This window comes from Streptomyces sp. AC555_RSS877, assembly GCF_019049245.1.
Taxonomy (GTDB): Bacteria; Actinomycetota; Actinomycetes; order Streptomycetales; family Streptomycetaceae; genus Streptomyces.
The window spans coordinates 1-19,845 of the sequence record NZ_JAGMUK010000024.1 but is presented as its reverse complement, the minus strand read 5'-3'; the positions used below and the strand labels follow the sequence as shown (position 1 = coordinate 19,845).

Below are 19,845 nucleotides of genomic sequence, written 5' to 3'. Positions count from 1 at the left end.
CCGGAGATGTCAGGGCGGACGTTCAGGCGGACTTCGGCTCGACCCGGGCCACCACCACGTGCGGGCGGCCCGGGTGCGGGGCGGTGAAGGCGGCGTACAGCGCCTCGTGGTCACGGCCGTCGACCGTGGCCGCGGACCAGCCGGCGGCCTCGAAGCGGGCGGCGATCCCGCCGGGCCGGGCGTGACTGGCGGAGGCGTTGTCGATCACGACGGTGTGCAGCCGCTCCAGCCCGGCGGGCCCGGCGAAGGCGATCGCCTCGTGATTGCTGCCCTCGTCCAGCTCGGCGTCTCCCACCAGCGCCCATACCCGGGGCTCGTCGAGCCCCTGTGCGCGCAGCCCGAGCGCCGTGCCCACGGCGATCGGCAACCCGTGTCCCAGTGACCCGCTGCCGATCTCGGCCCCCGGCACGAGCACGCGGTCGGGGTGGTGGCCGAGCGGGGAGTCGTACGAGCCGAAGCCCGGCAGCCAGTCCACGGGTACGAAGCCCTTGGCGGCCAGCACCGCGTAGTACGCCATCGGCCCGTGCCCCTTGGACAGCAGGAACCGGTCCCGCGCGGGATCGTCCGGCCGCTCGGGTCCGACCCGGAGCACCCGGTCGTAGAGGACCCACAACGCGTCCAGCGTGGACGTCGCCGCAGGTCCATGCTTCTCGTCGCCCGTCATCAGCTCCATGAGGCGGGGCAGGTCGCGGTACCCGTACCCGCGACCTCGTTCTTCGGTGATCGTCATACCGACGATCGTGCAACCTCAAGCAAAGTTGAGGTCAAGAGCGGGTGCGGTGAAACGTGGGCGCGACCACGGACCCGAGTGCGGTATTGTTTCCATGCACGATCGGCCGGGGGAAACCCCAGGTCAGACGGCACCGGGACGTGGCGCAGCTTGGTAGCGCACTTGACTGGGGGTCAAGGGGTCGCAGGTTCAAATCCTGTCGTCCCGACGGTGCGAAGGGTCTTCGCAGGCGAGAGCTTGTGAGGGCCCTTTTCGTGTGGGCCGGACCCGGTCTTCGCGTTGGCTGTTCGCCGCACCGTGATCCCCCGGAGTACGCCATGCCCCGTTCCGAGGCCCGCGTCGTCACCGACCGGCCGCACCGCTACGCCAAGCAACTCGCCTCCCACCTGGGCCGTCGCAGCGAGACCCACTGGGACGAGGAGACCGGTGAGGGTCGGCTGATCTTCCAGAACGGCACCGGCTCGCTCACCGCCGTCGACGGGGCCCTGCTGCTCTCGGTGGAGACGGAGACCGAACACCTCGACCTCCTCGAAGACGTCGTCGGCCGTCACCTGGTCCGCTTCGGCACCAAGGACGAGCTGGTCGTCGAGTGGCGACGGGACACGGGCGAGCCCGGCACGACCCAGCGCAAGCCCGAGGACCCGGAGTGACCTCGCGCGTCAGGACGCGCCGCGCGCCAATCGGCACCGGCGCAGTTCGGCCGCCGGCACCCCGGTGACGATCTCCTGCGCGACCAGTCGTCCGGCGGTGGGTGCCAGAGTCACGGCCGAGTGCAGGACGGCCACGTACACCGACCGGTCCGGCGTGACATGGCCCAGCACGGGCCCGTGCGCGGGCATCGACCGCCCGCTGGCGCGGCAGTCGTCCCGCAGTCGGAGGGAGTGTGCACCGCCCGCTCCGGAACCGTGCGCAGCCGGGGTTCCAGCGCCCCGATCTCCTCGCGCTCCACCCAGGACCGTCCCTCACCCGGCGAAGTGCCGACCGAGGAATGCGGCCGGACCAGCGAACCGGTCCGGCGCACGACGACGTCCGGCAGTTCGGCGGCGAGGCGCCGGTGGTCGGCCAGGACGGACTCCCGCAGATCGCGCGCGCCGCCCGGCCAAGTCCCCGCCGGGCCCGCCGATCCATGCGAAGGACTCGCCGGTCACCCCCGTGGCAGGGGCCGGACCTGGGTCGACCAGGGGCACGGAGGCGCCGCGGCGGGCCAGGTGGTACGCGATCGGCGAACCGACGATCCCCGCCCCGACGACCACGACCACGACCGGCGCAGCGGCCGCCGGACCGCCGCTCAGACCGAGCAGCCCACGTGCGCCAGCGCCTGCTTGAGCAGCACTCCGTGCCCGCCCGGCATCTCGCTCTGCATCGCGGGCGACAGGGCGTCCTGCGGGCTGAACCAGACCAGGTCGAGGGCGTCCTGCCGGGGGCGGCAGTCACCGCTGACCGGGACGACGTAGGCGAGGGACACGGCGTGCTGACGGGGGTCGTGGTACGGCGTGACGCCCTGTGTGGGGAAGTACTCGGCCACGGTGAAGGGCTGCAGGGAGGGCGGGATTTGGGGCAGCGCCATCGGGCCGAGGTCCTTCTCCAGGTTGCGCAGCAGGGCGTCGCGGACCCGTTCGTGGTGCAGGACGCGGCCCGAGACCAGAGTCCGGCTGACCGTTCCGTCGGACCCGATGCGCAGCAGCAGGCCGACGCTGGTGACTTCGCCGCTGTCGTCGACGCGCACGGGCACGGCCTCGACGTACAGGATCGGCATCCGGGCGCGCGCCATCTCGAGCTCGTCGGAAGTGAGCCAGCCGGGCGTGGTATCGGTCATGTCAGACATTGCTTGATCATACTTTCCGGGAATCGCGAACGCTCAGTCGCGGTGAGGGCTGGGGAGAGGATCGGTGTCGGTCGGGGGAAGTCCGTACAGGCGGCGCGCGTTGGCGCCGCCCGTCCACGCCGCGATCCGCAGCGCGTCCGGCAGGCTCAGCTCGTCGGCGTCCACCCGCTCCTCGAGCAGGCCGGCCAGGCCGTGCCGGAAGGCCAGCGCGCCGAGATGGTAGAACTCGGCCACACCGTACGCGTCCGAGCTGTACAGCAGCTTGCGGAACGGCGTGATTTCCATCGCCTCCGCCAGAACCGCTCCGGCCCGGGAGGGACCGACGTAGTGCAGGGTGAGCCCCACATCGAGGTACACCTGTTCGAACACGGCCGCCAGGTAGGCCGCCTGGCGCTGGTAGGGCCAGCAGTGCAGCAGGAGGACGGGGATCGTGCCGGCGGTCAGGTGCAGCCAGTCCGTCAGGTGGGTGGGGTCCACCCGGTGCAGTCGGATGTCCGCGTCGCCGAAGCCCGTGTGCAGCTGGAGCGGCAGCCGCAGATCCACGGCGGTCCACAGCAGCTCCCGTACGAGGACCGGATCGGCCAGCCGGCCGCCGTCGGCGAGCCAGCGCCGGGCCGCTTCGGTGACCTCCGCGTCCGAGGGCCTCACCGGGTCCAGGTCGAAGCCGGTGCGGTAGGCGGCGACGGACTTCACCGCCACCACACCCGGCCGCGACACGGCCCCCAGAACGGCCGCGCGGAACGTCCCGGCGTACTCGCCCGGCTCCACCCCGCCCGCCGCCACCGCCTCGGCGACGGCCTCCAGCCGTACCACCTCGTACGCCGTCCCGCCCGCCGCCTCGGCCAGCTCCCGCGGGATGGTGAGGCGGTCCGGGGTGAACCCGGTGTCGACGCAGAACACCCCGGTGCCCGCGGCGGCGAGGAAGCGCCGGTTCACCTCGCGCGCACCCAGCTCGGCCCGCCGCGCCACGTACTCCTCGGCGGGCGTATGGCGCGGCAGGTCCAGCAGCGGTGCGCAGTGGCGGCGGACGGCCACACCGACCGGGCTGTCGAACGGTGAGATTCCGGGCCACACCCCGCCCTCGGTGAGCAGCGACTCGAAGCCCGGCCGGTCGAGGTCGGTGGTGACGACCCCGTGACAGTGGTGGTCCACCAGCCGCACGGTGGCGAGCGTCTCGTGCACGGGACCCGCGCCCATCTCAGTACTTCCAGCGGTACGCCGCCGCCACGCCCTCGTCGTCCAGCCCGGCGACGGCCGCGACCTCGCCGAGGCGTACGGCGATCACCGCGTCGGCGAGGACGGGGCCCAGCACCGTCCGCAGCAACTCGTCGGCGCGGAACGCCTCGACGGCCTCGGACAGCGAGGTCGGCAGCCGTCGTACACCCCGGGCCGCCGCCTGCTCGGCGTCGAGTCGGGCCGGATCCCCGGTGATCTCCGCTGGCAGCGGCGCGGACGAGGCCAGGCCGTCCAGACCGGCCGCGATCAGGCAGGCCAGCGCGAGATAGGGGTTGGCGGCCAGGTCGACCGGCTTGACCTCCAGGTTCGCGGCCCGGTCGCGGACCCCCGCGGTCCCGGTGACCACCCGCAGCGCCGCCTCTCGTGTCTCCCGGCCCCAGGCGGTGAACACCCCGGCCCACTGGGAGGGTTTGAGCCGCAGACGGCTCGCCGGGCTCGGTGCGGTCATCGCCGTGAGAGCGGGGAGACGGGCCAGGATGCCCGCCGCGAAGGACTCGGCCTCGGCCGTCATGCCGTACCGGCCACCGCCCCCGGAGTGCAGGTTCGCACCGTCGCGCCAGGCGGAGAGGTGGATGTGGCCGCCGTTGCCGACGCCCTGGGCGAAGACCGCCGGAGCGAAGGAGACGACGAGGCCGTGGCGCCCCGCCACCGCGCGGATCGTCTGCCGGACCAGCACACTGCGGTCGGCCGCGGCCACCGGGTCGAGCGCGCCGACCGCGACCTCGAACTGCCCAGCCGCGTACTCGGGATGGAGCTGCTCGACCTCCACGCCCTGCGCGGCGAACGCGGCCAGCAGGTCGGCGGCGTAGTCGCTGAGCTCGACCTGCCGGGTGGCGCTGTACGCCGGTCCCGTCGTCGCGGGCACGAAGTCCCCGTCGGCGGACGGCCCTTCACCGACGGCCCACTCGATCTCGATGCCCGCCTTGAAGGCAAGACCGTGCCGCTCGGCGGCCTCCCGCACGATCCGACGCAGGAGGGTACGCCCGCACCCCGGGTGGGTCTCGCCCTCCTGCGTGATCCGGTCCACCGGCGCCCACGCCCAGCCGGGCTGCCCGACCAGCGCCACCAGATGGTCCAGGTCGGGATACAGCCGCAGATCGCCGTCCGGCGAGCCCAGCACGTCGGTGGTGACGATCGAGTCGTCGGCGAGGAAGGTGTCGAACACCGGCGACATGCCGACGCCCCAGGCCACCGCCGCCGCCAGCCGTGCCGTCGGGACGGTCTTGACCCGGGTGACGCCCGCGGTGTCGACGTAGCAGAGGATGATGCCGTGCACGCCCCGGCCGGCCAGTTCGTCGGCGAGCGCGGCGGCCCGTTCCGGCTCTCCGGGACGTCCGCCGGGGACGGGGTCGGCAAGGGTGGTCATACGTCCTCCACGACGAGCTCGGCCGGACCGGCGGCGGCGCCGGCGTCAGGGTTTCACGGCCACCGCCCCGAACTGCGGTACCGCGAGGGGGGAGTCGGGCTCGGCGCGCCACTGCGAGCACGACACCAGACCCGGTTCCAGCAGCTCGAGTCCCTCGAAGAAGGCGGCGATGTCCTCGCGGCTGCGGGCACAGATCGGCGGCGTGGCGTTCTCGTTCCAGAACTTCATCGCCGGGATCTGCCCCTCGCCGCCGAGGTCGGCGTCGAAGGTGGGGTGCGTCAGGGCCAGGTAACTGCCGGAGGGCAGCTCGGCCATGACGCGGCGCGCGATGTCCCGCGCCTTGGCGGTGTCGAGGACGAAGTTGAGGATGCCCAGCATCATCACCGCGACCGGCTTGCTGAAGTCGAGGGTCTGCGAGGCCCGTTCGAGGATGGCGTCCGGGTCGTGCACGTCGGCGTCGATGTAGTCGGTGACACCGTCGGCGGTGCTGGTGAGCAGGGTGCGGGCGTGCACCAGGACGATGGGGTCGTTGTCGACGTACACGATCCGCGACTCGGGCGCGATCCGCTGGGCGATCTCGTGGGTGTTGTCCACCGTCGGCAGCCCGGTGCCGATGTCGAGGAACTGACGGACGCCCTGCTCCTCGGCGAGGAACCGGACCGCCCGGCCCAGGAACCAGCGGTCGGCGCGGGCGATCTCGCGGATGATCGGGAACATCCCGGCGACGTGCTCGCCGACCTGCTGGTCGACCTCGTAGTTGTCCTTGCCGCCGATCCAGTAGTTCCACACGCGTGCGTTGTGCGCCACACCGGTGTTGAGCCTCGCCGACCGGCCTGACGGGGTGTCGCTCTCGCTCACGTCACTGCTCCTTCTCGCGCCCGCGTCCATCGCCGCCATTGTGCCGTCCGATGATCAGCTTGTCCCGGAAACGGCCGAGCGGAAACGGCCGAGCGGAAACGCGGTGCGGAAGTAGACGGGATCCTGAGGTCAGTCGATCTCGCCCGGGTCCGCGGCGGGCGTCCGGCCTGCCTGGACGTCCTTCAGCCGCTCGGTGCCCTGCCGGACCGCCCGCTCGACCGAGTCGTCCTCGCCCCCGTCCAGACCGCCGGCGGTGACGGTGATCGCGTCGGTGCCGACCCGTACGGCGGCGACGTCCAGGGTGAGCGTGGCGGGCGCGTCGGCGGCCGTGCCCTGGACGGTGACGTGCAGTCCCTGCCGGGCGTCGCCCACGTTCGGCACGGAGGTCTCGGTCACCTGGACCGTGCGCTCGTCGCCCGTGTCGTCGGTCGCCGTGAACTGGTCGCACTCGGTGGGCAGGGTCTTCAGCCAGGCCAGGGACTCGTCGAGGGCCACCTTGTCGTAGGCGGCGACCTGCTGGAGAAGACGGGAGTCACCCTCTTCGAAGCCCCTGAGCGCGTCCGCCCCGGACGGCTTGCCCAGCAGGTCGTCGCTGTAGAGGGTGTCGAGCAGCTTCTGGCAGTCGTCGGCGTCGGTCTTGGCCGTCAGGAACTCCGCGACGTCGACCTTGCCGATGAGCAGACTCTCGCGCCAGGAGGCGGCCTCCTTGTCGCCCACCTGCGCCCAGTTGTCCTCCAGGTCGGCCTCGGTGAGCAGCGCGGCCCGGGCCCCGGCGGCGGTGAGCCGGGCGGAGGCCGACGGCGTCGGCGAGGTCACGGCCAACGGTGAGACGGCCCGCGAGCCCTCGGCCACGGGTGTCGCCGCGACGTCCGAGTCCGCCGAACCGCCGTCGTCGTCCCCGCAGGCCGTGCAGGTCAGCAGGGCGCTCGCCGCCAGGGCCGAGGAGAGGAACCGGACAGTTCGGGACGGACGAGCGGTCATCACGGATGCCTCCTGCGGGCGTGGTAGATGTCCCTCAGCGCACCACCGGCCCTCTCGGCCCACCAGCGCACGAGCCTGTTCGGGTGAGTGGCTGTCGGCGGGCCTTCTCCCCCTGCCGGCTCCATTACCGGTGAGTACCCCGCCGTGTCACGTGTGTGACGTCTGAGGTACGGTCCTCCGAGATCCGCGACCACTCACAGGCTGCAGACCGCTACGGGCGGTGTCGAAGGGGGCGGCAGAACCATGGAATTCCACCTGGCCGACGAAGGGGAGCCGACGCCGGCCGGCGCGCGGCTGGAAGCCCTGGACCCGGAGCCCCTGCTGACCCGGGACTACGAGACGCGTCCCGGGCTCGTCTACGAACGGCTGCGAGAGCGGCACGGACCGGTCGCGCCGGTGGACCTGCTGGGCGTGCCCGCCTGGCTCGTGCTGGGCTACCGCGAGTCGCTCGAGGTGCTGCAGGACGACGCCGGCTGGCCGAAGGGCCTGGAGAACTGGCGGGCCCGGTCGGAGGGCAGGGTGCCCGCCGACTGGCCGCTCGGTCCCTCCCTGGAGGTCAACCACGTACTGATCCAGGGCGGTCCCGGTTACCCGGCACTGCGCACCGCGTGGGACGCCGCACTCCGGCCGTTCCAGGACCCGAGGAGCCCACAGGCCAAGCGGCTCAAATCGGCCGTCACGGTCTACGCCGACGAGCTGATCACCCTGCTCGCACAGGGTGGGCGCACGGGCATGGCCGACCTGTCGGCCCAATTCTCCCGGCCGCTCCCACTGATGGCGGCGAGCCATCTGCTGGGCTTCCCCGGCTCGCAGGGCGACGACGCCCTGATGGACATGTGGCGGGTGCTGGACGCGGGCCCGGACGCGGAACCCGCCCTGGAGCGGCTCCTGAAGACGCTCTCGGAGCTGGCCGCCGCCAAGATCGAGCAGCCGGGCGACGACTTCCCCTCCCACCTGCTGGCCGCCCACCCGGACCTCTCGGTCGACGAGCTGGCCAGGGAACTGTTCATGCTGCTCGGCATGACCTCCGACCACGTCGGCATCCTCGTCTCCAACACCGTGGTCGAGGTGATCTCCGGGGAGCGCGAGGGCGGAGTGCGCACCGCCCTGTCCGCCGGGATGGTCCGCGAGACCATGAACCGGGTGGTCATGCGCAAGCCGCCGTTGGTCAACTTCGTGCCGCGGTTCGCGGTCAAGGACACCCGGCTCGGGAACTACACCATCCACGCCGGCGAACCCGTGTGGGTCTCCTCGGCCGCCGCGCACGCCGACCCCCTCTTCGCCGGGCAGATGACACCGGGCTCCTCCACCATCAGTAGCCGGGCACACCTGTCGTGGGGCGCGGGGCCTCGGCAGTGCCCCGCCCGCGAACTGGCGTCGACGATCGCGTCGGCGGGAGTCAGCCGCCTCTTCGAACGGTTCGGGCACCTGGAACTGGCCCTCCCGGTCGACCAGCTTCCCTGGCGCTCCTCGCCGTTCATGCGAGGGCTGCGCTCGCTGCCCGTGCGCTACGAACTCGCCGCGTCGGCCGTACGGTATGTGCCCGCGCCCCAGGAAACCGAGGCGCCCGCGGCCGACGTACCGGACCAGGCCGCCAAGCGCCGGTCGTCGCTGTGGCGGTACCTGACGGGGCTCATCCGCTCGGACGGCTGAGCGCCGGTCAGGACCGGGCCCGTGCCTGACCGTTCTGCCACGCCCAGGCCGCGATCTCCACCCGGTTCCGTGCCGCCAGCTTGAGCTGGACACTGGACAGGTGCGTCTTGACCGTGGAGAGGGAGACGTACAGTTCGGCGGCGATCTCGGCGTTGGTGCGGCCGAGGGCGACCAGGCGGACCACGTCGAGTTCGCGGTCGGTGAGGGGCTCGACGGGGGACGCGGAGCGGGTCGGGGCGTTCGGCGGTGGCGTCTCGGTGACGTGCCGGAGGAGACGGACCGTGACCGACGGGGACACCAGGGAGTCGCCGGCCGCGGCCGCGCGGACCGCCTCCGCCAGCAGGGTCGGCCCCGAGTCCTTGAGCAGGAACCCGCAGGCGCCGCCCCGCAGCGCCCCGTACACGTACTCGTCGAGGTCGAAGGTGGTCACCACGACCACCCGCATCGGGTCGGCCACCTCGGGCCCCGCCAGCATCCGGGTGGCCTCCAGCCCGTCCAGCTTCGGCATCCGGATGTCCAGGAGGCACACGTCCGGCCGCACCGTGCGGGCCAGTGCGACCGCCTCCTCGCCGTCGGCCGCCATGGCGACCACCGTGATGTCGGGCTGCGCGTCCAGGAAGAACCGGAAGCCGGTACGGACCATCTCCTGGTCGTCGGCGATGAGAACACGGATGGGGGCGCCGGGCGGGGTGGGGCTCGTCATGGCTCGATCATGCCTCAGGGGTGGTGGGGCAACGGCCCGCCGACAGGTGCGGCGGGCCTTCACCCGGGATCGTCAGTCCGCGGTCTGGGCCGGATCGGCCGTCACCTTCTTCAGCAGTGGTCTGCTGCCGGCGATGGCGGCGAACATCGCCAGCGCGCCGATGACCACACAGGCGGCCAGTTGCAGGGCGCCGGTCGCGTTGATCGTGAGGTCTGCCGCCTGGTTGAGCTTGTAGGAGCCGTACACGCCCATCGCGGTGGTGCCTCCGGCGAGGACGACCAGGGGGAGGACCGTCTCGCGCACCCGGGCCCGGTTCAGCACCCGCAGCGGGGTGCCGGCCAGCCGCAGCAGGCCGTACACGCGCCGCCGGTCCAGGACGTTCGCCGCCGCGGTGAGCCCGGCCGAGGCGGTCGCCACGGCGAAGCTCAGGGCCAGGGTGGCGGTGCTGACCTCGGAGAGGCGGTCGATGGCCGTGCGGTCGGACGCCGTCGCGTAGTCCTCGGTGTACGGGGGCGTGCCCGCCGCGACGGACGTCAGGGCAGTGACAGCGGTGTCGACCCGTTCGGTACCGCCCAGGACATGGGCGATCACCCCCGGGTTGCCGCCCAGCAGGTTGCCGTAGTCGTCGGCGCCGCCGGTGGTGACGGTCGCCGTGACACCCGCGCGGTCGAGCAGGGTACGGGCCTCGGCGGCCGCGTGCCGGGCGTCGGCCGTGCTCGGGGTGACCACGGCGACCTGATTCCGGTAGTCCCTGCCGTCCAGGCTGCCCAGCTGGCTCACGGAGAAGAACCCGGCCACGAACCCGGCGAGCACCAGGCCGCTGACGGTGCGCCAGGCGCCGCGCGGGTCGTCGCTGAGCCGCCGCGCGGCCAGCAGGGTCGCCGGGCGGCGGGCGAAGCGGCCCGCGATCCGGCCCAGCCGGTCCACCACCCACGGGCCGAACAGCCAGAACGTGCCGTAGAACAGGCCCAGCAGGACGAGTGCCTGCCGGGGCGACAGCTTGCCGCTGTTCGCGGTTTGCCAGATGTAGAGCAGCGCAGCCGCGAACAGGGCGAACCGGATCCAGCGGGTGCGGCGCGGGTTCGCCTCCTGGGCGACGGCCAGCGGCGCGGTCGCCACCTGGCGCAGCATCGACACCGCGCTGACGGTGAGGAGCACGGTGACGCCGGCCACCACGGCCGCGCACCACGGCAGGCCCAGCCACAGCTGATCGGTGTACCAGCCACCGACGCCGTAGGGCACCTCGGCCAGGACCGGCAGCAGTGCCACGTACGCGAGGGCGCCCGCCAGGGCTCCGGCCGCGCCGACCACCGCCGCCTCGACCGCGGTCATCGTGAGGATCTGCCGGGGTGTGGCCCCCGCCAGGCGCAGCGCGGCCAGCCGCTGCTCGCGCCGGGCCGCGCCGAGCCGCCCGGCCGCCGAGGACAGCACGACCACGGGCATCGCCAGCAGCACCAGGCCCAGCAGCACCGCATCCCTGTCCGAGCCCGTGAGCAGGGGCTTCCGAGTTCCGGAGAACCCGGAGATCTCGGCACGCGCACTCTGACCCTCGTCGAACCACGTGGTGCCGCCGCCGGCCGCCTCGGACACCGCCGGGTCGCTCGGCGCCCGGCCCACCACGGCGACCAGTTCGTCGGGCGAGGCGAGACCGGCGGCGCCGATCGTGCCGTACGACGTCACCTTCGGAAGACGGTCGGCCAGCCGGCTCGCGGGAAGCCTGCCCATCAGCTCTGCCAGGGCGGGAGAGACGTACACCTCGCCCTTCCTGGGGAAGACGCCCAGACCGGGCGGGGCCGGGGTGGCCGGGCGGCCGGGCAGGCGGGCCAGCGAGACGACGGTCACGGGCTGGTGGCGGACGTAGGTCGTGGCGAGCGCCTGGACGGCGGTGGCCTGCTTCGCCGGTACGGCGGCGGGTGTACGCCATGTCGTGTGGTCGGCGCGGATGCCGGCGCCGACACTGGCGGCGATCATCACCAGCATGACGAACGCGCCGACGGCGGCGGCCCCCGCCGCCAGCAGCCGGCTCTGCAGGCCGCGGCGGCCGGCGGACCGGGCCAGATGCCAGGTCAGGGGCAGGACGGGGGAACGCATCGGCATCTCCGGAGGTTCTGGGCGCGAGGGGATCAGGCGGCCGTGTACTGGCTGTGGTTGCTGATCCGGCCGTCCCGGACCTGGAGGACGCGGTCGCAATGGGCGGCGACCTCCGCGTCGTGCGTGACCATGACCAGGGCGGCGCCCTGGTCGCGGGTGACCGAGGTCAGCAGCCGGACGACCTCCGTGCTGGTGGTCTGGTCGAGCGCGCCGGTCGGTTCGTCCGCGAAGACCACGTCCGGTTCGACGACCAGGGCGCGGGCGATCGCCACCCGCTGGGCCTGGCCGCCGGACAGCTGGCCGGGCCGCCGCTTCTCCAGCCCGTCGAGGCCGAGCGGGGCGAACCACCGGCGGGCCTGTTCGACGGCCCGCCCGCGGGGCGTGCCCTCCAGCATCAGCGGCAGGGCCACGTTCTCCTCGGCGGGCAGCTCCGGCAGCAGCTGGCCGAACTGGAAGACGAACCCGAAGCGCTTGCGGCGCAGCGCGCTGAGCCGGTTCTCGCCCAGCGTGTCGATCCGCTCGCCGCGCAGCAGCACCTGCCCGCCGTCCGGGCGGACGATCCCGGCCAGGATGTGCAGCAGGGTGGACTTGCCGGACCCCGAGGGGCCCATGATCGCCAGTGAGTCGCGCTCGCCGACCTCGACGTCCACGCTGGACAGGGCGGTGGCCGAGCCGTACTTCTTCACGAGGCCGTGACCGGCCAGAACGATGCTCATGATGGGGTGCGGCCCTTTTCTAGCGCTCGAACTTCCAGGTGACGGACTCGCTCGTGGCCTTGACCACGGTGACCGGGATGTCGACGCTCTTCCCGTCACTCTTTTTGCCGGTGCAGGTGACGGTGGCCCCGGCGACGGCCTTCAGGCCGGTGGGGCAGGTGACGCCGGAGACCTTCGCCCCGACCCAGGGGAGCGGGTGGTACTTGCTCTCGGTGCGGCCCGCGACGATGTCGGCGGCCAGTGCCTTCTGCCCGCCGACCGACTCCGTGGACCGTCTGTCGAGCCCGGTGGTCGACTCCGTTCCCGACAGCAGATGGGTGCCGACACCGAGGACGGCGGCGACCGCGGCCGCACCGCCGACCGCACCGACGAGGAACTTGCGCTGCATCACGTACTCCTGACGACTTCGACCGTTGAGGCCGAGGTGGCGGCGAGGGCCGAGGAATCGCTGCGAAGAGGCGCGGCGGCTCAACCTGCCGGGGAAGTGGCTCCACCTTCGCCCGCGCGGCCGGGCGCGCGCCTCGGCCACAAGGCCAGGGCTCACGCGGTGCCGCCTCGGCCGTTCGGCCGATCCCGCCGCCGTCCGTGCCGCATACGGTGAGCGGCATGAAGTCCGTTTCTCTCCGGGGCCTGGCCCGGGGCTTCGGCGTCGGCGTCCTCGTCAGTGCGGCGGCCGTCGACCTGGCCTACTCCGCCGGCCAGGACGTCGGCACCTGGCCGGTCGCCGCCGTCCTGCTGGTCGGTGGCGCCGCCGTGCTGTGGCCCGCCGACCGGCGCCCCGCATGGCTGACCCCGCAGGTGCGCACCGCCGTGCCCGCCGTGGTCTGCGGCCTCTACACGGTCGCGTCGGTGCGGTACCCGGGGGCCCTGTTCGGCCCCGGCGAGCTGACGATTCTGCTGTGCCTGCTGTTCATCGCGGTACGGCACTGCCCGCGTCCCTCGGTCGTGGTGTGCGGCGTGCTCGTCGGCGGGGCCGTCCTGGCGCTGCCGGTGCGAGCCCTGCGCGGCACGCCGGGCACCATGCAGGGCTACATGCTGGTCGGGCTGGTCCTGATCGGCCTCACCGCCGGGTTCGCCGCCTATCTGCGTTCCATGGACTACCGCCGGACCGTGGCCGTCAGCGAGACCCGCCGCTCCGAGCGCCTCGCCATCGCGGCCGACCTGCACGACTTCGTCGCCCACCACGTCACCGGGATCCTCGTCCAGACGCAGGTGGCGCGCATGATGGCCGACGCCCGTCAGGACGAGCTCGACCCGGTCCTCGCCGGCATAGAGCGCGCCGCGACCGAGGCGCTGGCGTCCATGCGCCGCACGGTCGGCGTGCTGCGCGACACCGGTACCGAACCAGCCGACCGCCGACCGGTGGGCGACATCGCGGGCATCGCCGGTCTCACCGACGGCTTCGCCGGTCCCCTCCAGCAGGTCACTCTGCTGTGCGACCCCACCGTCCGCGACGACCTCCCGCACGAGGTGCAGGCGGCCGCCTTCCGCGTCGTCCAGGAGTCACTGACCAATGTGCGACGCCACGCGGGCGACGCCACCCGGATCACCGTCCGCCTGCGCCACGAGGGGCGCCGGCTGGAGGTCTCGGTCATGGACGACGGCCGCGGCGGCAGCCGGCTCCCGGAGGCCGCACACGGCGGCGGCTTCGGCCTCGTCGGGCTCAAAGAGCGGGTGACCGCGCTGGGCGGCGACCTGCACGCGGGGCCGCGCGGCGGTCACGGCTGGGAGGTGCGGGCGGTGTTTCCCACGTGACGGGGACACCCGGCCGGCCGGAGAGCGTCGCGGATGCGAAGACCAGGGCGTCAGGGCTTGAGTCCCACCGCCCCGTACAGCGACACGGGTCCATCCCCGTCGAGCCTCTCGCCCGTGGCGGAGAGCTCCGGATGCCAGTCGGCGACCGACACGATCCCCGGCTCCATCACCTCAAGCCCCTCGAAGAAGCCGCCCATCTCGGCCTGCGACCGGGCCACCAGCGTCACCCCGCCCGCGGCGTACGCGGCGATGCCCCGCTGTACGTTCTCCGGCTCGAAGTCCGCCGTCATCGCCGACAGCACCAGGCAGCTGCCCGGCGCGAGGGTGTCGACCAGGGCCTCCACCAGCTCGTACGCGCCGTCCTCGTCCGCGACGAAGTGCAGCAGGGCGATCAGGGACAGGGCGATCGGCCGGTCGAAGTCGAGGATGTGGCGGGCCTGTTCGAGAATGCTCCGCGGATCGCGCGCGTCGGCCTGGAGGTACTCCGTGACGCCCTCGGGCGTGCCGCGGAGCAGGGCCTCGGCGTGGGCCAGGACGATCGGATCGTTGTCGACGTAGACGACGCGGGCGTCCGGGGCGACGGACTGGGCGATCTGGTGGAGGTTGGGCTCGGTGGGTATGCCGGTGCCGATGTCGAGGAACTGGCGGATTCCCGCCTCCCGGGCGAGCCGACGCGTGGCCCGCTGCATGAACCGGCGGTTGGCGCGCGCCGCCCGCAGGGCTCCGGTGTCGATCGACGTGATCTGCCGGCCGAGTTCCTCGTCGACCGGATAGTTGTCCTTGCCGCCGAGGAACCAGTCGTAGACCCGGGCCGGATGCGGTCTGGTGGTGTCGATCCGGTTGGGGCCGGTCCGGTTCGCGTCGGTCCGCTGGACGGCCGGCTGGGTCACGCTGTGCTCCTCTGCTCGACGATGCCCGCGAGATGCCCGGCGGGCTGTCCGAGCAGTCTGGCACGATCATGAGGCGTGGCAGAGGGGGTCTTCGGCCACCTGTTCGGCCAGGCGCCGCCGCGTCAACGCGGCGGCGGGCAAGGCCGGTTCGGCGTTCTCGGCCGGCGGGTCACGGCCTGAGCGGGTCGTGGCCGAGCGTCATCAGGCGCTGTCGGCGGGCCGTGTCCTCGGCAGCGGGCTCGTTCTCCGGATCCGTCTCATCGGTGACGGTGTCGACGACCTCGTACATCACACTGATGTCGTCATCGGTGAGATCCGTACGCCTTTTCTGCAGGATCGCGAGGACGTGCTGCCCCGTGGGTGTGCCCGCGTGCTCCGGCAGTGGCTCCGCGTTCTCGTCCGCGTCGCTGACCCGCAGCCACGCGGCCAGTTCCTGCGAGGTCATGTTCACCACGCGGTGGAAGTCCTCCCACAGCGCGTCGAGTTCGAGGGCGTCGGTCATCAAGTGCCCCTTCGTGCAGGTGAGGTTCGGGTACCGGTCGGCTTCGTACGGGTGCGTCCAGGTACCGGTCAGCCTTCCTTCGGCCAGTTCTCCGCGTCGAACATCCAGCGCTGCTTCTCCAGTTCGGCGGTGACCGTGATCAGCAGGTCCTGGGTGACCGGATCGGCCTTCTCGGTCGCCTCGATGCGCTCGCGCAGCCGTCCGATGGCCGCCCCCAGGGCCTCGACCATCACCTCGACGACCTCCGAGTCACGGACCCAGCCGTCCTTCGGGCCGGGCAGCGTGAACGCGGACGCGATCGTCTCCGGCCGGCCGTCGGGCGGCAGGCCGAGCGCCGAAGCGCGCTCCGCGACGGTGTCGGCGAAGTCCCGCGCGGCCGTGACCACCTCGTCGAGCTGGAGGTGGATCGAACGGAAGCGCGGGCCGACCACGTTCCAGTGCGCCTGCTTCCCGATGAGGGAGAGCCCGAGAAGGTCCACCAGCGTGCTCTGCAGTGCGTCCCCGGTGACCTGGCGGGCGGATTCGGGAATCGTGCTCTTCACGACAGTCATACGGTGCTTCTCCTTGCGGCGTCGTCTCTGGTCGTACGGAGCAGTGCGTCGCGCTCCTCCTCGCAGGTTCCGCCCCACACGCCCGAGGTCCGCCCGTCGTCCAACGCGAACGTCAGACACTGGACGGTCACCGGGCAACGGGCACACACACGTTTGGCGGCCGCGATGTCTCGCAGCGCCGGTCCGGACGTGCCCACGGGAAAGAACAACTCGGGGTCCTCGCCCACGCAGGCCGCACTGCGCAACCACTCCATGGCGGCGCGGGTGCCCCGCGTGAATCAGAGCAAACACCGCGAAGAACGCGCCGCAGTGGCTGTACCGGGCATTTCTCCTGAGATCCCCGCCGGACATGTAGTAAAAACTAGCAACGCTAGTTCACATGGGCCATCTGACGAGACGCTCCTTACGCCACCGGTTACCTGCACATAGCATCGGTGTTCGCATGAACACCATGAGCCTCTGGCACATCACCGGCTGGGAATTCGCCGCCCTCGCCTCCGCCGCGCTGCTCGTCGGCTTCTCGAAGACCGCCGTGAGCGGGGCCAACACGGTCAGCCTGGCGATCTTCGCCGCGGTCCTGCCCGCCCGCGCCTCCACCGGCGTGCTGCTGCCGATCCTGATCGCCGGGGACGTGCTCGCCGTGCTCACCTACCGGCGGCACGCCCACTGGCCGACGCTGTGGCGACTGTTCCCGGCGGTCGCGGTCGGTGTGGTCGCCGGCACGCTGTTCCTGGTGTGGGCGGACGACGGGATCGTACGGACGTCGATCGGGGCGATCCTGCTGCTGATGGCCGGGGTGACGGTGTGGCGCCGCCGCACGGCCGGCACCGAGGAGGAACCCGACTCGGTCGCGACCCGGTCCGGCCGTGTCAAGGCCCGCTCGTACGGCGTCCTCGGCGGCTTCACCACCATGGTCGCCAACGCGGGCGGCCCGGTGATGTCGATGTACCTGCTCTCCGCCGGCTTCCGCAAGCTCGGCTTCCTCGGCACCTCCGCCTTCTTCTTCCTGATCGTCAACGTGTCCAAGGTGCCCTTCAGCGTCGGCCTCGGCCTGATCGACGGCCGCTCGCTGCTCCTCGACGCCGCGCTCGTGGCGTTCGTCGTGCCCGGCGCGTTCATCGGCAAATGGGCTGTGAACAGGATCAACCAGCGACTGTTCGAACAGCTGGTGATCGGGGCCACGGTCGTGGGCGGCCTACAGCTGCTGCTTCGCTAGCCGGCCCCGGCAGGGCGGGCGGGTCGGTGACGAAGGGCTCGTCGCCGACCATCAGCCGTCCAGCCCAGGAAGCCGGCTCGTACCCGGCGTGTCGTCATCCGTCCGGCCTCTCGTAGGCTCGGCGCCATGCCCTCGCACGTCCTCATCCTCGGTGGCACCGCCGAGGCCCGGGAGCTGGCCGCCGTGCTCGCGGCCCGCCGCGGTCTCCGTGTCACCACCTCGCTCGCCGGACGTGTGGCCCGGCCGGGCGTGATCGCCGGGGACGTACGGATCGGTGGCTTCGGCGGGGCGGACGGCCTCGCCGACTGGCTGCGGGAGCGACGCGTGGACGCACTCGTCGACGCCACGCATCCCTTCGCCGCCAGGATCTCCGAGAACGCGGCGGCGGCCGCGGCGGCGACCGGGGTCGCGGCGGTGGTCCTGCGCCGCCCGGCCTGGCGGCCCGGACCCGAGGACCGCTGGCACACCGTGTCGTCGTTGCGCACCGCCGCGGACCTGCTTCCGCGGCTCGGCCGGCGGGTCTTCCTGACCACCGGACGCCTGGGCCTCGCCGCCTTCGCGCATCTGACGGACCTGCACTTCGTCGTACGGTCCGTGGAACTGCCCGAGCCGCCGATGCCGCCGCACACCGAGGTCCTCCTGGCCCGCGGCCCGTTCACCGTCGCCGACGAGTCCGCGCTGCTGTACGACCACTGCATCGACGTACTGGTGACCAAGGACAGCGGCGGAGAGGCGACGGCCGCCAAGCTGACGGCCGCGCGGGAACTGGCGCTGCCCGTCGTGGTCGTCGGACGCCCGCCGCTGCCGGAGGGCGTGACGGCGGTGCCCGATGTGGCGGCGGTCCTGGCGTGGCTCGGCCTCAGTCCGCGGTGACGACGGAGGCACGGAGTCGGTCGACGGCGCGCAGCACCTCGTCACGGTTCCCGGCGCACTTGATCCAGGCGGGCAGGCGGGCGACATAGGTCATCTTCGGGCCGTGTTCGTACCAGGGCGGCCGCTCCCGCAGTGTCGCGGCCACGAACCGCCGGAGCAGATCGAGGTGTTCGAGGTTGTACGCCCAGATCTCGCCGTGCCTCGTCTCGGCCCTCAGCCACAGGGTCGGCCAGGCGCACCGGCCCGTTGTCCTGCACAGGCCGCAGGACCGGCAGACCAGACGTGCTTCGGGGTGCGTCCGGCGCTCGAAGTGGGCGATGCGGTCACAGCGCGGACAGCGGACCAGCACCGACGTGCTGAAGTCGGAGGCCGTGCTGCCGGGATCGTGGAAGCGGACGGGCGCGGGGGACATGCCGCGAGTATGGCAACCGCCCCTTCCGCTCCGCCTTCGCTTTTCGGCGGGCGGCGCCCGGCGCCGGCTCCTTCGGCCACCGCGGCAACCCGTGCAGGTCCGCCCCCGACGGCCGCCCGATGTGCCGCTGCACCCGGTCCCCAGCCACGCGGCCCAGGCCGCGCCGAGGGCCCGGGCGTGGCCCACCGCCGCGTGAACAGCTCGGACGGGCCGCACGGTTGCCCCGGGCGGCCCGTGCCTCACTCCCGCCGATTGCGGCGCAGCAGATACGTGTCCATGATCCAGCCCTTGCGCTCGCGGGCCTCCGCGCGCAGCCGCTCGATCCGGGGCGCGGCCTCCGCGATCGGGCCGGCGGCGAGGATCTCGTCCGGCGTGCCTATGTAGGCACCCCAGTAGATGTCGATGTCCTGGTCGGCGTACTGCCGGAACGTCTGGTGGGCGTCGAGCATCACGACCACGTCGTCCACGCCCTCGGGGAAGCCCTCGGCGAGCCGCCGGCCGGTCGTGATCTGGACGGGACGGGCGACCCGGTTCAGGCCGGTGCGGTGCCGGGCGACGAGCGCCGAGACACTGCTGATCCCCGGCACGACGTCGTACTCGAAGGCCACCGCGCCCCGCTCGAGGATCTCGTCCAGGATCCCGATCGTGCTGTCGTACAGCGCCGGGTCCCCCCACACCAGGAACGCGCCGCTCTCGTCCTCGCCCAGCTCCTCGGCGATCAGCCGTGCGTAGATCTCCGCGCGGGCACTGCGCCAGTCCCCGACGGCGGGGGAGTAGGCGGCCCCGCCGGCCGACCGGTCCCGCTCCGGGTCGCGCGCCTCGACGACCCTGTACGTCCCCTCGGGTATGTGCGCGTCGAGCATGTCCCGGCGGAGCTGCACCAGGTCGTTCTTCACCTCGCCCTTGTCGAGGACGAAGAACACGTCCGTGCCGCGCAGCGCCCGCACCGCCTGCAGGGTGAGCTGCTCGGGGTCGCCCGCGCCGATACCGATGACATGAATCTTTCGCACGCCCCGAGTCTGCCGCACGGCACTGACAACCCGTACACCGCGTCCGCGCGGGTGCCCGCGGCGACTGCCGGTCCGGCCTTCAGGAGGCCGCCTCTCCCCGCAGCCGCGGTGCCTGCGCCCCGGCGTCGATGGTCGCGAGGTCCCTCTCCACGTTCTCGGCAAGCTGCCGCGCCCAGCCCACGATCCCCGACAGGTCCAGTCCGTACGGCCGTTCCCGTCCCGCGGCCGCCGCCCACTCCTCCACGGCCCCGGCGCCGCGCCTCAGCAGCCGGGCGCCGCCCGTGACGTTGCCCCGGGCGGCATGCGTGAGCCCCACGGCGAGCTGGGCCAGCCCGCGCCACAGGCCGCGCTCCTCCTCGGGCCCCGACTTCCAGGCGTCCTCGAACACCTCGTGCGCGTGGAACGGCTTCCCCGCGTCCAGCAGCTCCTGGGCCTCGGCGACGCTCTCGTCCGGGGTGCGGACCACCCCCTCGGGCT

Annotated in this window: 24 protein-coding genes and 1 tRNA gene; 6 read left to right on the top strand and 19 right to left on the bottom strand. The window is 72.6% G+C overall.

Annotated features, from left to right (window positions below; translation table 11 throughout):
• Positions 1 to 22: 22 nt before the first annotated feature.
• On the bottom strand, positions 23 to 730 hold the full coding sequence (locus tag KUM49_RS10580) for a transketolase (RefSeq protein WP_217236488.1): 708 nt from the start codon (positions 728 to 730) through the stop codon (positions 23 to 25).
• A 134-nt stretch (positions 731 to 864) separates the two neighbouring features.
• On the opposite strand from KUM49_RS10580, the gene KUM49_RS10575 reads away from it, so the two are divergent.
• A tRNA-Pro gene (locus KUM49_RS10575) sits at positions 865 to 938 on the top strand.
• A 109-nt stretch (positions 939 to 1,047) separates the two neighbouring features.
• Positions 1,048 to 1,380 carry a DUF2218 domain-containing protein gene (locus KUM49_RS10570; protein ID WP_217236487.1) on the top strand — a complete coding sequence of 111 codons (333 nt, stop codon included), beginning with the start codon at positions 1,048 to 1,050 and terminating at the stop codon, positions 1,378 to 1,380.
• A 9-nt stretch (positions 1,381 to 1,389) separates the two neighbouring features.
• Here KUM49_RS10570 and KUM49_RS10565 read toward each other — a convergent pair whose 3' ends face one another.
• The 7 genes from KUM49_RS10565 to KUM49_RS10535 all read right to left on the bottom strand — a co-directional run bounded on the left by KUM49_RS10565 (position 1,390) and on the right by KUM49_RS10535 (position 6,996).
• Positions 1,390 to 1,569 (bottom strand): hypothetical protein, encoded by a 180-nt coding sequence (locus tag KUM49_RS10565; RefSeq protein WP_217236486.1) that lies wholly within the window; start codon positions 1,567 to 1,569, stop codon positions 1,390 to 1,392.
• 123 nt (positions 1,570 to 1,692) lie between these two features.
• Positions 1,693 to 1,983 carry an FAD-dependent oxidoreductase gene (locus KUM49_RS10560; RefSeq protein WP_217236485.1) on the bottom strand — a complete coding sequence of 97 codons (291 nt, stop codon included), beginning with the start codon at positions 1,981 to 1,983 and terminating at the stop codon, positions 1,693 to 1,695.
• A gap of 35 nt (positions 1,984 to 2,018) precedes the next feature.
• Complete coding sequence (locus tag KUM49_RS10555) at positions 2,019 to 2,555, bottom strand: NUDIX hydrolase family protein (RefSeq protein ID WP_217236484.1); 537 nt, start codon at positions 2,553 to 2,555, stop codon at positions 2,019 to 2,021.
• A 33-nt stretch (positions 2,556 to 2,588) separates the two neighbouring features.
• A complete protein-coding gene (locus KUM49_RS10550; RefSeq protein ID WP_217236483.1) occupies positions 2,589 to 3,752 on the bottom strand; it encodes an amidohydrolase family protein in 1,164 nt (387 codons plus the stop codon).
• Between the two features lies 1 nt (position 3,753).
• Positions 3,754 to 5,157 carry a glutamine synthetase family protein gene (locus KUM49_RS10545; RefSeq protein WP_217236482.1) on the bottom strand — a complete coding sequence of 468 codons (1,404 nt, stop codon included), beginning with the start codon at positions 5,155 to 5,157 and terminating at the stop codon, positions 3,754 to 3,756.
• A 45-nt stretch (positions 5,158 to 5,202) separates the two neighbouring features.
• Positions 5,203 to 6,015 carry an SAM-dependent methyltransferase gene (locus KUM49_RS10540; protein ID WP_217236481.1) on the bottom strand — a complete coding sequence of 271 codons (813 nt, stop codon included), beginning with the start codon at positions 6,013 to 6,015 and terminating at the stop codon, positions 5,203 to 5,205.
• A gap of 129 nt (positions 6,016 to 6,144) precedes the next feature.
• Positions 6,145 to 6,996, bottom strand: coding sequence for a hypothetical protein (locus KUM49_RS10535; RefSeq protein ID WP_217236480.1), 852 nt, complete (start codon positions 6,994 to 6,996; stop codon positions 6,145 to 6,147).
• A gap of 243 nt (positions 6,997 to 7,239) precedes the next feature.
• Here KUM49_RS10535 and KUM49_RS10530 point away from each other — a divergent pair, with 243 nt between their 5' ends.
• The gene (locus tag KUM49_RS10530; protein ID WP_217236479.1) at positions 7,240 to 8,649 is read left to right on the top strand and encodes a cytochrome P450; all 1,410 of its coding nucleotides are present in this window, start codon (positions 7,240 to 7,242) and stop codon (positions 8,647 to 8,649) included.
• A 7-nt stretch (positions 8,650 to 8,656) separates the two neighbouring features.
• Here the strand turns inward: KUM49_RS10530 and KUM49_RS10525 are convergent, their stop codons facing one another.
• From KUM49_RS10525 to KUM49_RS10510, 4 genes are all read right to left on the bottom strand, one after another.
• Complete coding sequence (locus tag KUM49_RS10525) at positions 8,657 to 9,352, bottom strand: response regulator transcription factor (protein ID WP_217236478.1); 696 nt, start codon at positions 9,350 to 9,352, stop codon at positions 8,657 to 8,659.
• Between the two features lie 72 nt (positions 9,353 to 9,424).
• Entirely contained in the window at positions 9,425 to 11,443 is a 2,019-nt protein-coding gene (locus KUM49_RS10520; protein ID WP_217236477.1) for an FtsX-like permease family protein, read from the bottom strand.
• Between the two features lie 32 nt (positions 11,444 to 11,475).
• Positions 11,476 to 12,159 carry an ABC transporter ATP-binding protein gene (locus KUM49_RS10515; protein WP_217236476.1) on the bottom strand — a complete coding sequence of 228 codons (684 nt, stop codon included), beginning with the start codon at positions 12,157 to 12,159 and terminating at the stop codon, positions 11,476 to 11,478.
• 19 nt (positions 12,160 to 12,178) lie between these two features.
• The gene (locus tag KUM49_RS10510) at positions 12,179 to 12,547 is read right to left on the bottom strand and encodes a DUF4333 domain-containing protein (RefSeq protein ID WP_217236475.1); all 369 of its coding nucleotides are present in this window, start codon (positions 12,545 to 12,547) and stop codon (positions 12,179 to 12,181) included.
• Positions 12,548 to 12,765: 218 nt separating this feature from the next.
• Between KUM49_RS10510 and KUM49_RS10505 the strand changes: the two genes are divergently transcribed.
• Positions 12,766 to 13,914 carry a sensor histidine kinase gene (locus KUM49_RS10505; protein WP_217236474.1) on the top strand — a complete coding sequence of 383 codons (1,149 nt, stop codon included), beginning with the start codon at positions 12,766 to 12,768 and terminating at the stop codon, positions 13,912 to 13,914.
• 50 nt (positions 13,915 to 13,964) lie between these two features.
• Here KUM49_RS10505 and KUM49_RS10500 read toward each other — a convergent pair whose 3' ends face one another.
• From KUM49_RS10500 to KUM49_RS10485, 4 genes are all read right to left on the bottom strand, one after another.
• Positions 13,965 to 14,804, bottom strand: a complete 840-nt coding sequence (locus KUM49_RS10500) for an SAM-dependent methyltransferase (protein ID WP_217236473.1) — start codon at positions 14,802 to 14,804, stop codon at positions 13,965 to 13,967.
• 169 nt (positions 14,805 to 14,973) lie between these two features.
• Positions 14,974 to 15,306, bottom strand: a complete 333-nt coding sequence (locus tag KUM49_RS10495) for a DUF3140 domain-containing protein (RefSeq protein WP_217236472.1) — start codon at positions 15,304 to 15,306, stop codon at positions 14,974 to 14,976.
• Positions 15,307 to 15,374: 68 nt separating this feature from the next.
• Positions 15,375 to 15,857 (bottom strand): Dps family protein, encoded by a 483-nt coding sequence (locus tag KUM49_RS10490; RefSeq protein ID WP_217236471.1) that lies wholly within the window; start codon positions 15,855 to 15,857, stop codon positions 15,375 to 15,377.
• On the bottom strand, positions 15,854 to 16,111 hold the full coding sequence (locus KUM49_RS10485) for a WhiB family transcriptional regulator (protein ID WP_217236470.1): 258 nt from the start codon (positions 16,109 to 16,111) through the stop codon (positions 15,854 to 15,856). Before KUM49_RS10485 ends, KUM49_RS10490 begins: the two co-directional genes overlap by 4 nt.
• Before the next feature lie 188 nt (positions 16,112 to 16,299).
• Between KUM49_RS10485 and KUM49_RS10480 the strand changes: the two genes are divergently transcribed.
• Both KUM49_RS10480 and KUM49_RS10475 read left to right on the top strand, forming a co-directional pair.
• The gene (locus KUM49_RS10480; RefSeq protein ID WP_217236469.1) at positions 16,300 to 17,073 is read left to right on the top strand and encodes a sulfite exporter TauE/SafE family protein; all 774 of its coding nucleotides are present in this window, start codon (positions 16,300 to 16,302) and stop codon (positions 17,071 to 17,073) included.
• A 126-nt stretch (positions 17,074 to 17,199) separates the two neighbouring features.
• Positions 17,200 to 17,946: a cobalt-precorrin-6A reductase gene (locus KUM49_RS10475; protein WP_217236468.1), complete on the top strand. Its 747-nt coding sequence runs from the start codon at positions 17,200 to 17,202 to the stop codon at positions 17,944 to 17,946.
• Here the strand turns inward: KUM49_RS10475 and KUM49_RS10470 are convergent.
• From KUM49_RS10470 to KUM49_RS10460, 3 genes are all read right to left on the bottom strand, one after another.
• Complete coding sequence (locus tag KUM49_RS10470) at positions 17,933 to 18,358, bottom strand: hypothetical protein (RefSeq protein WP_217236467.1); 426 nt, start codon at positions 18,356 to 18,358, stop codon at positions 17,933 to 17,935. The genes KUM49_RS10475 and KUM49_RS10470 overlap by 14 nt on opposite strands.
• 239 nt (positions 18,359 to 18,597) lie before the next feature.
• A complete protein-coding gene (gene cobF / locus KUM49_RS10465) occupies positions 18,598 to 19,368 on the bottom strand; it encodes a precorrin-6A synthase (deacetylating) (protein WP_217236466.1) in 771 nt (256 codons plus the stop codon).
• 79 nt (positions 19,369 to 19,447) lie between these two features.
• Positions 19,448 to 19,845, bottom strand: a 398-nt coding sequence (locus tag KUM49_RS10460; RefSeq protein ID WP_254401038.1) for a DUF309 domain-containing protein, incomplete at its 5' end; no start/stop codon positions are given.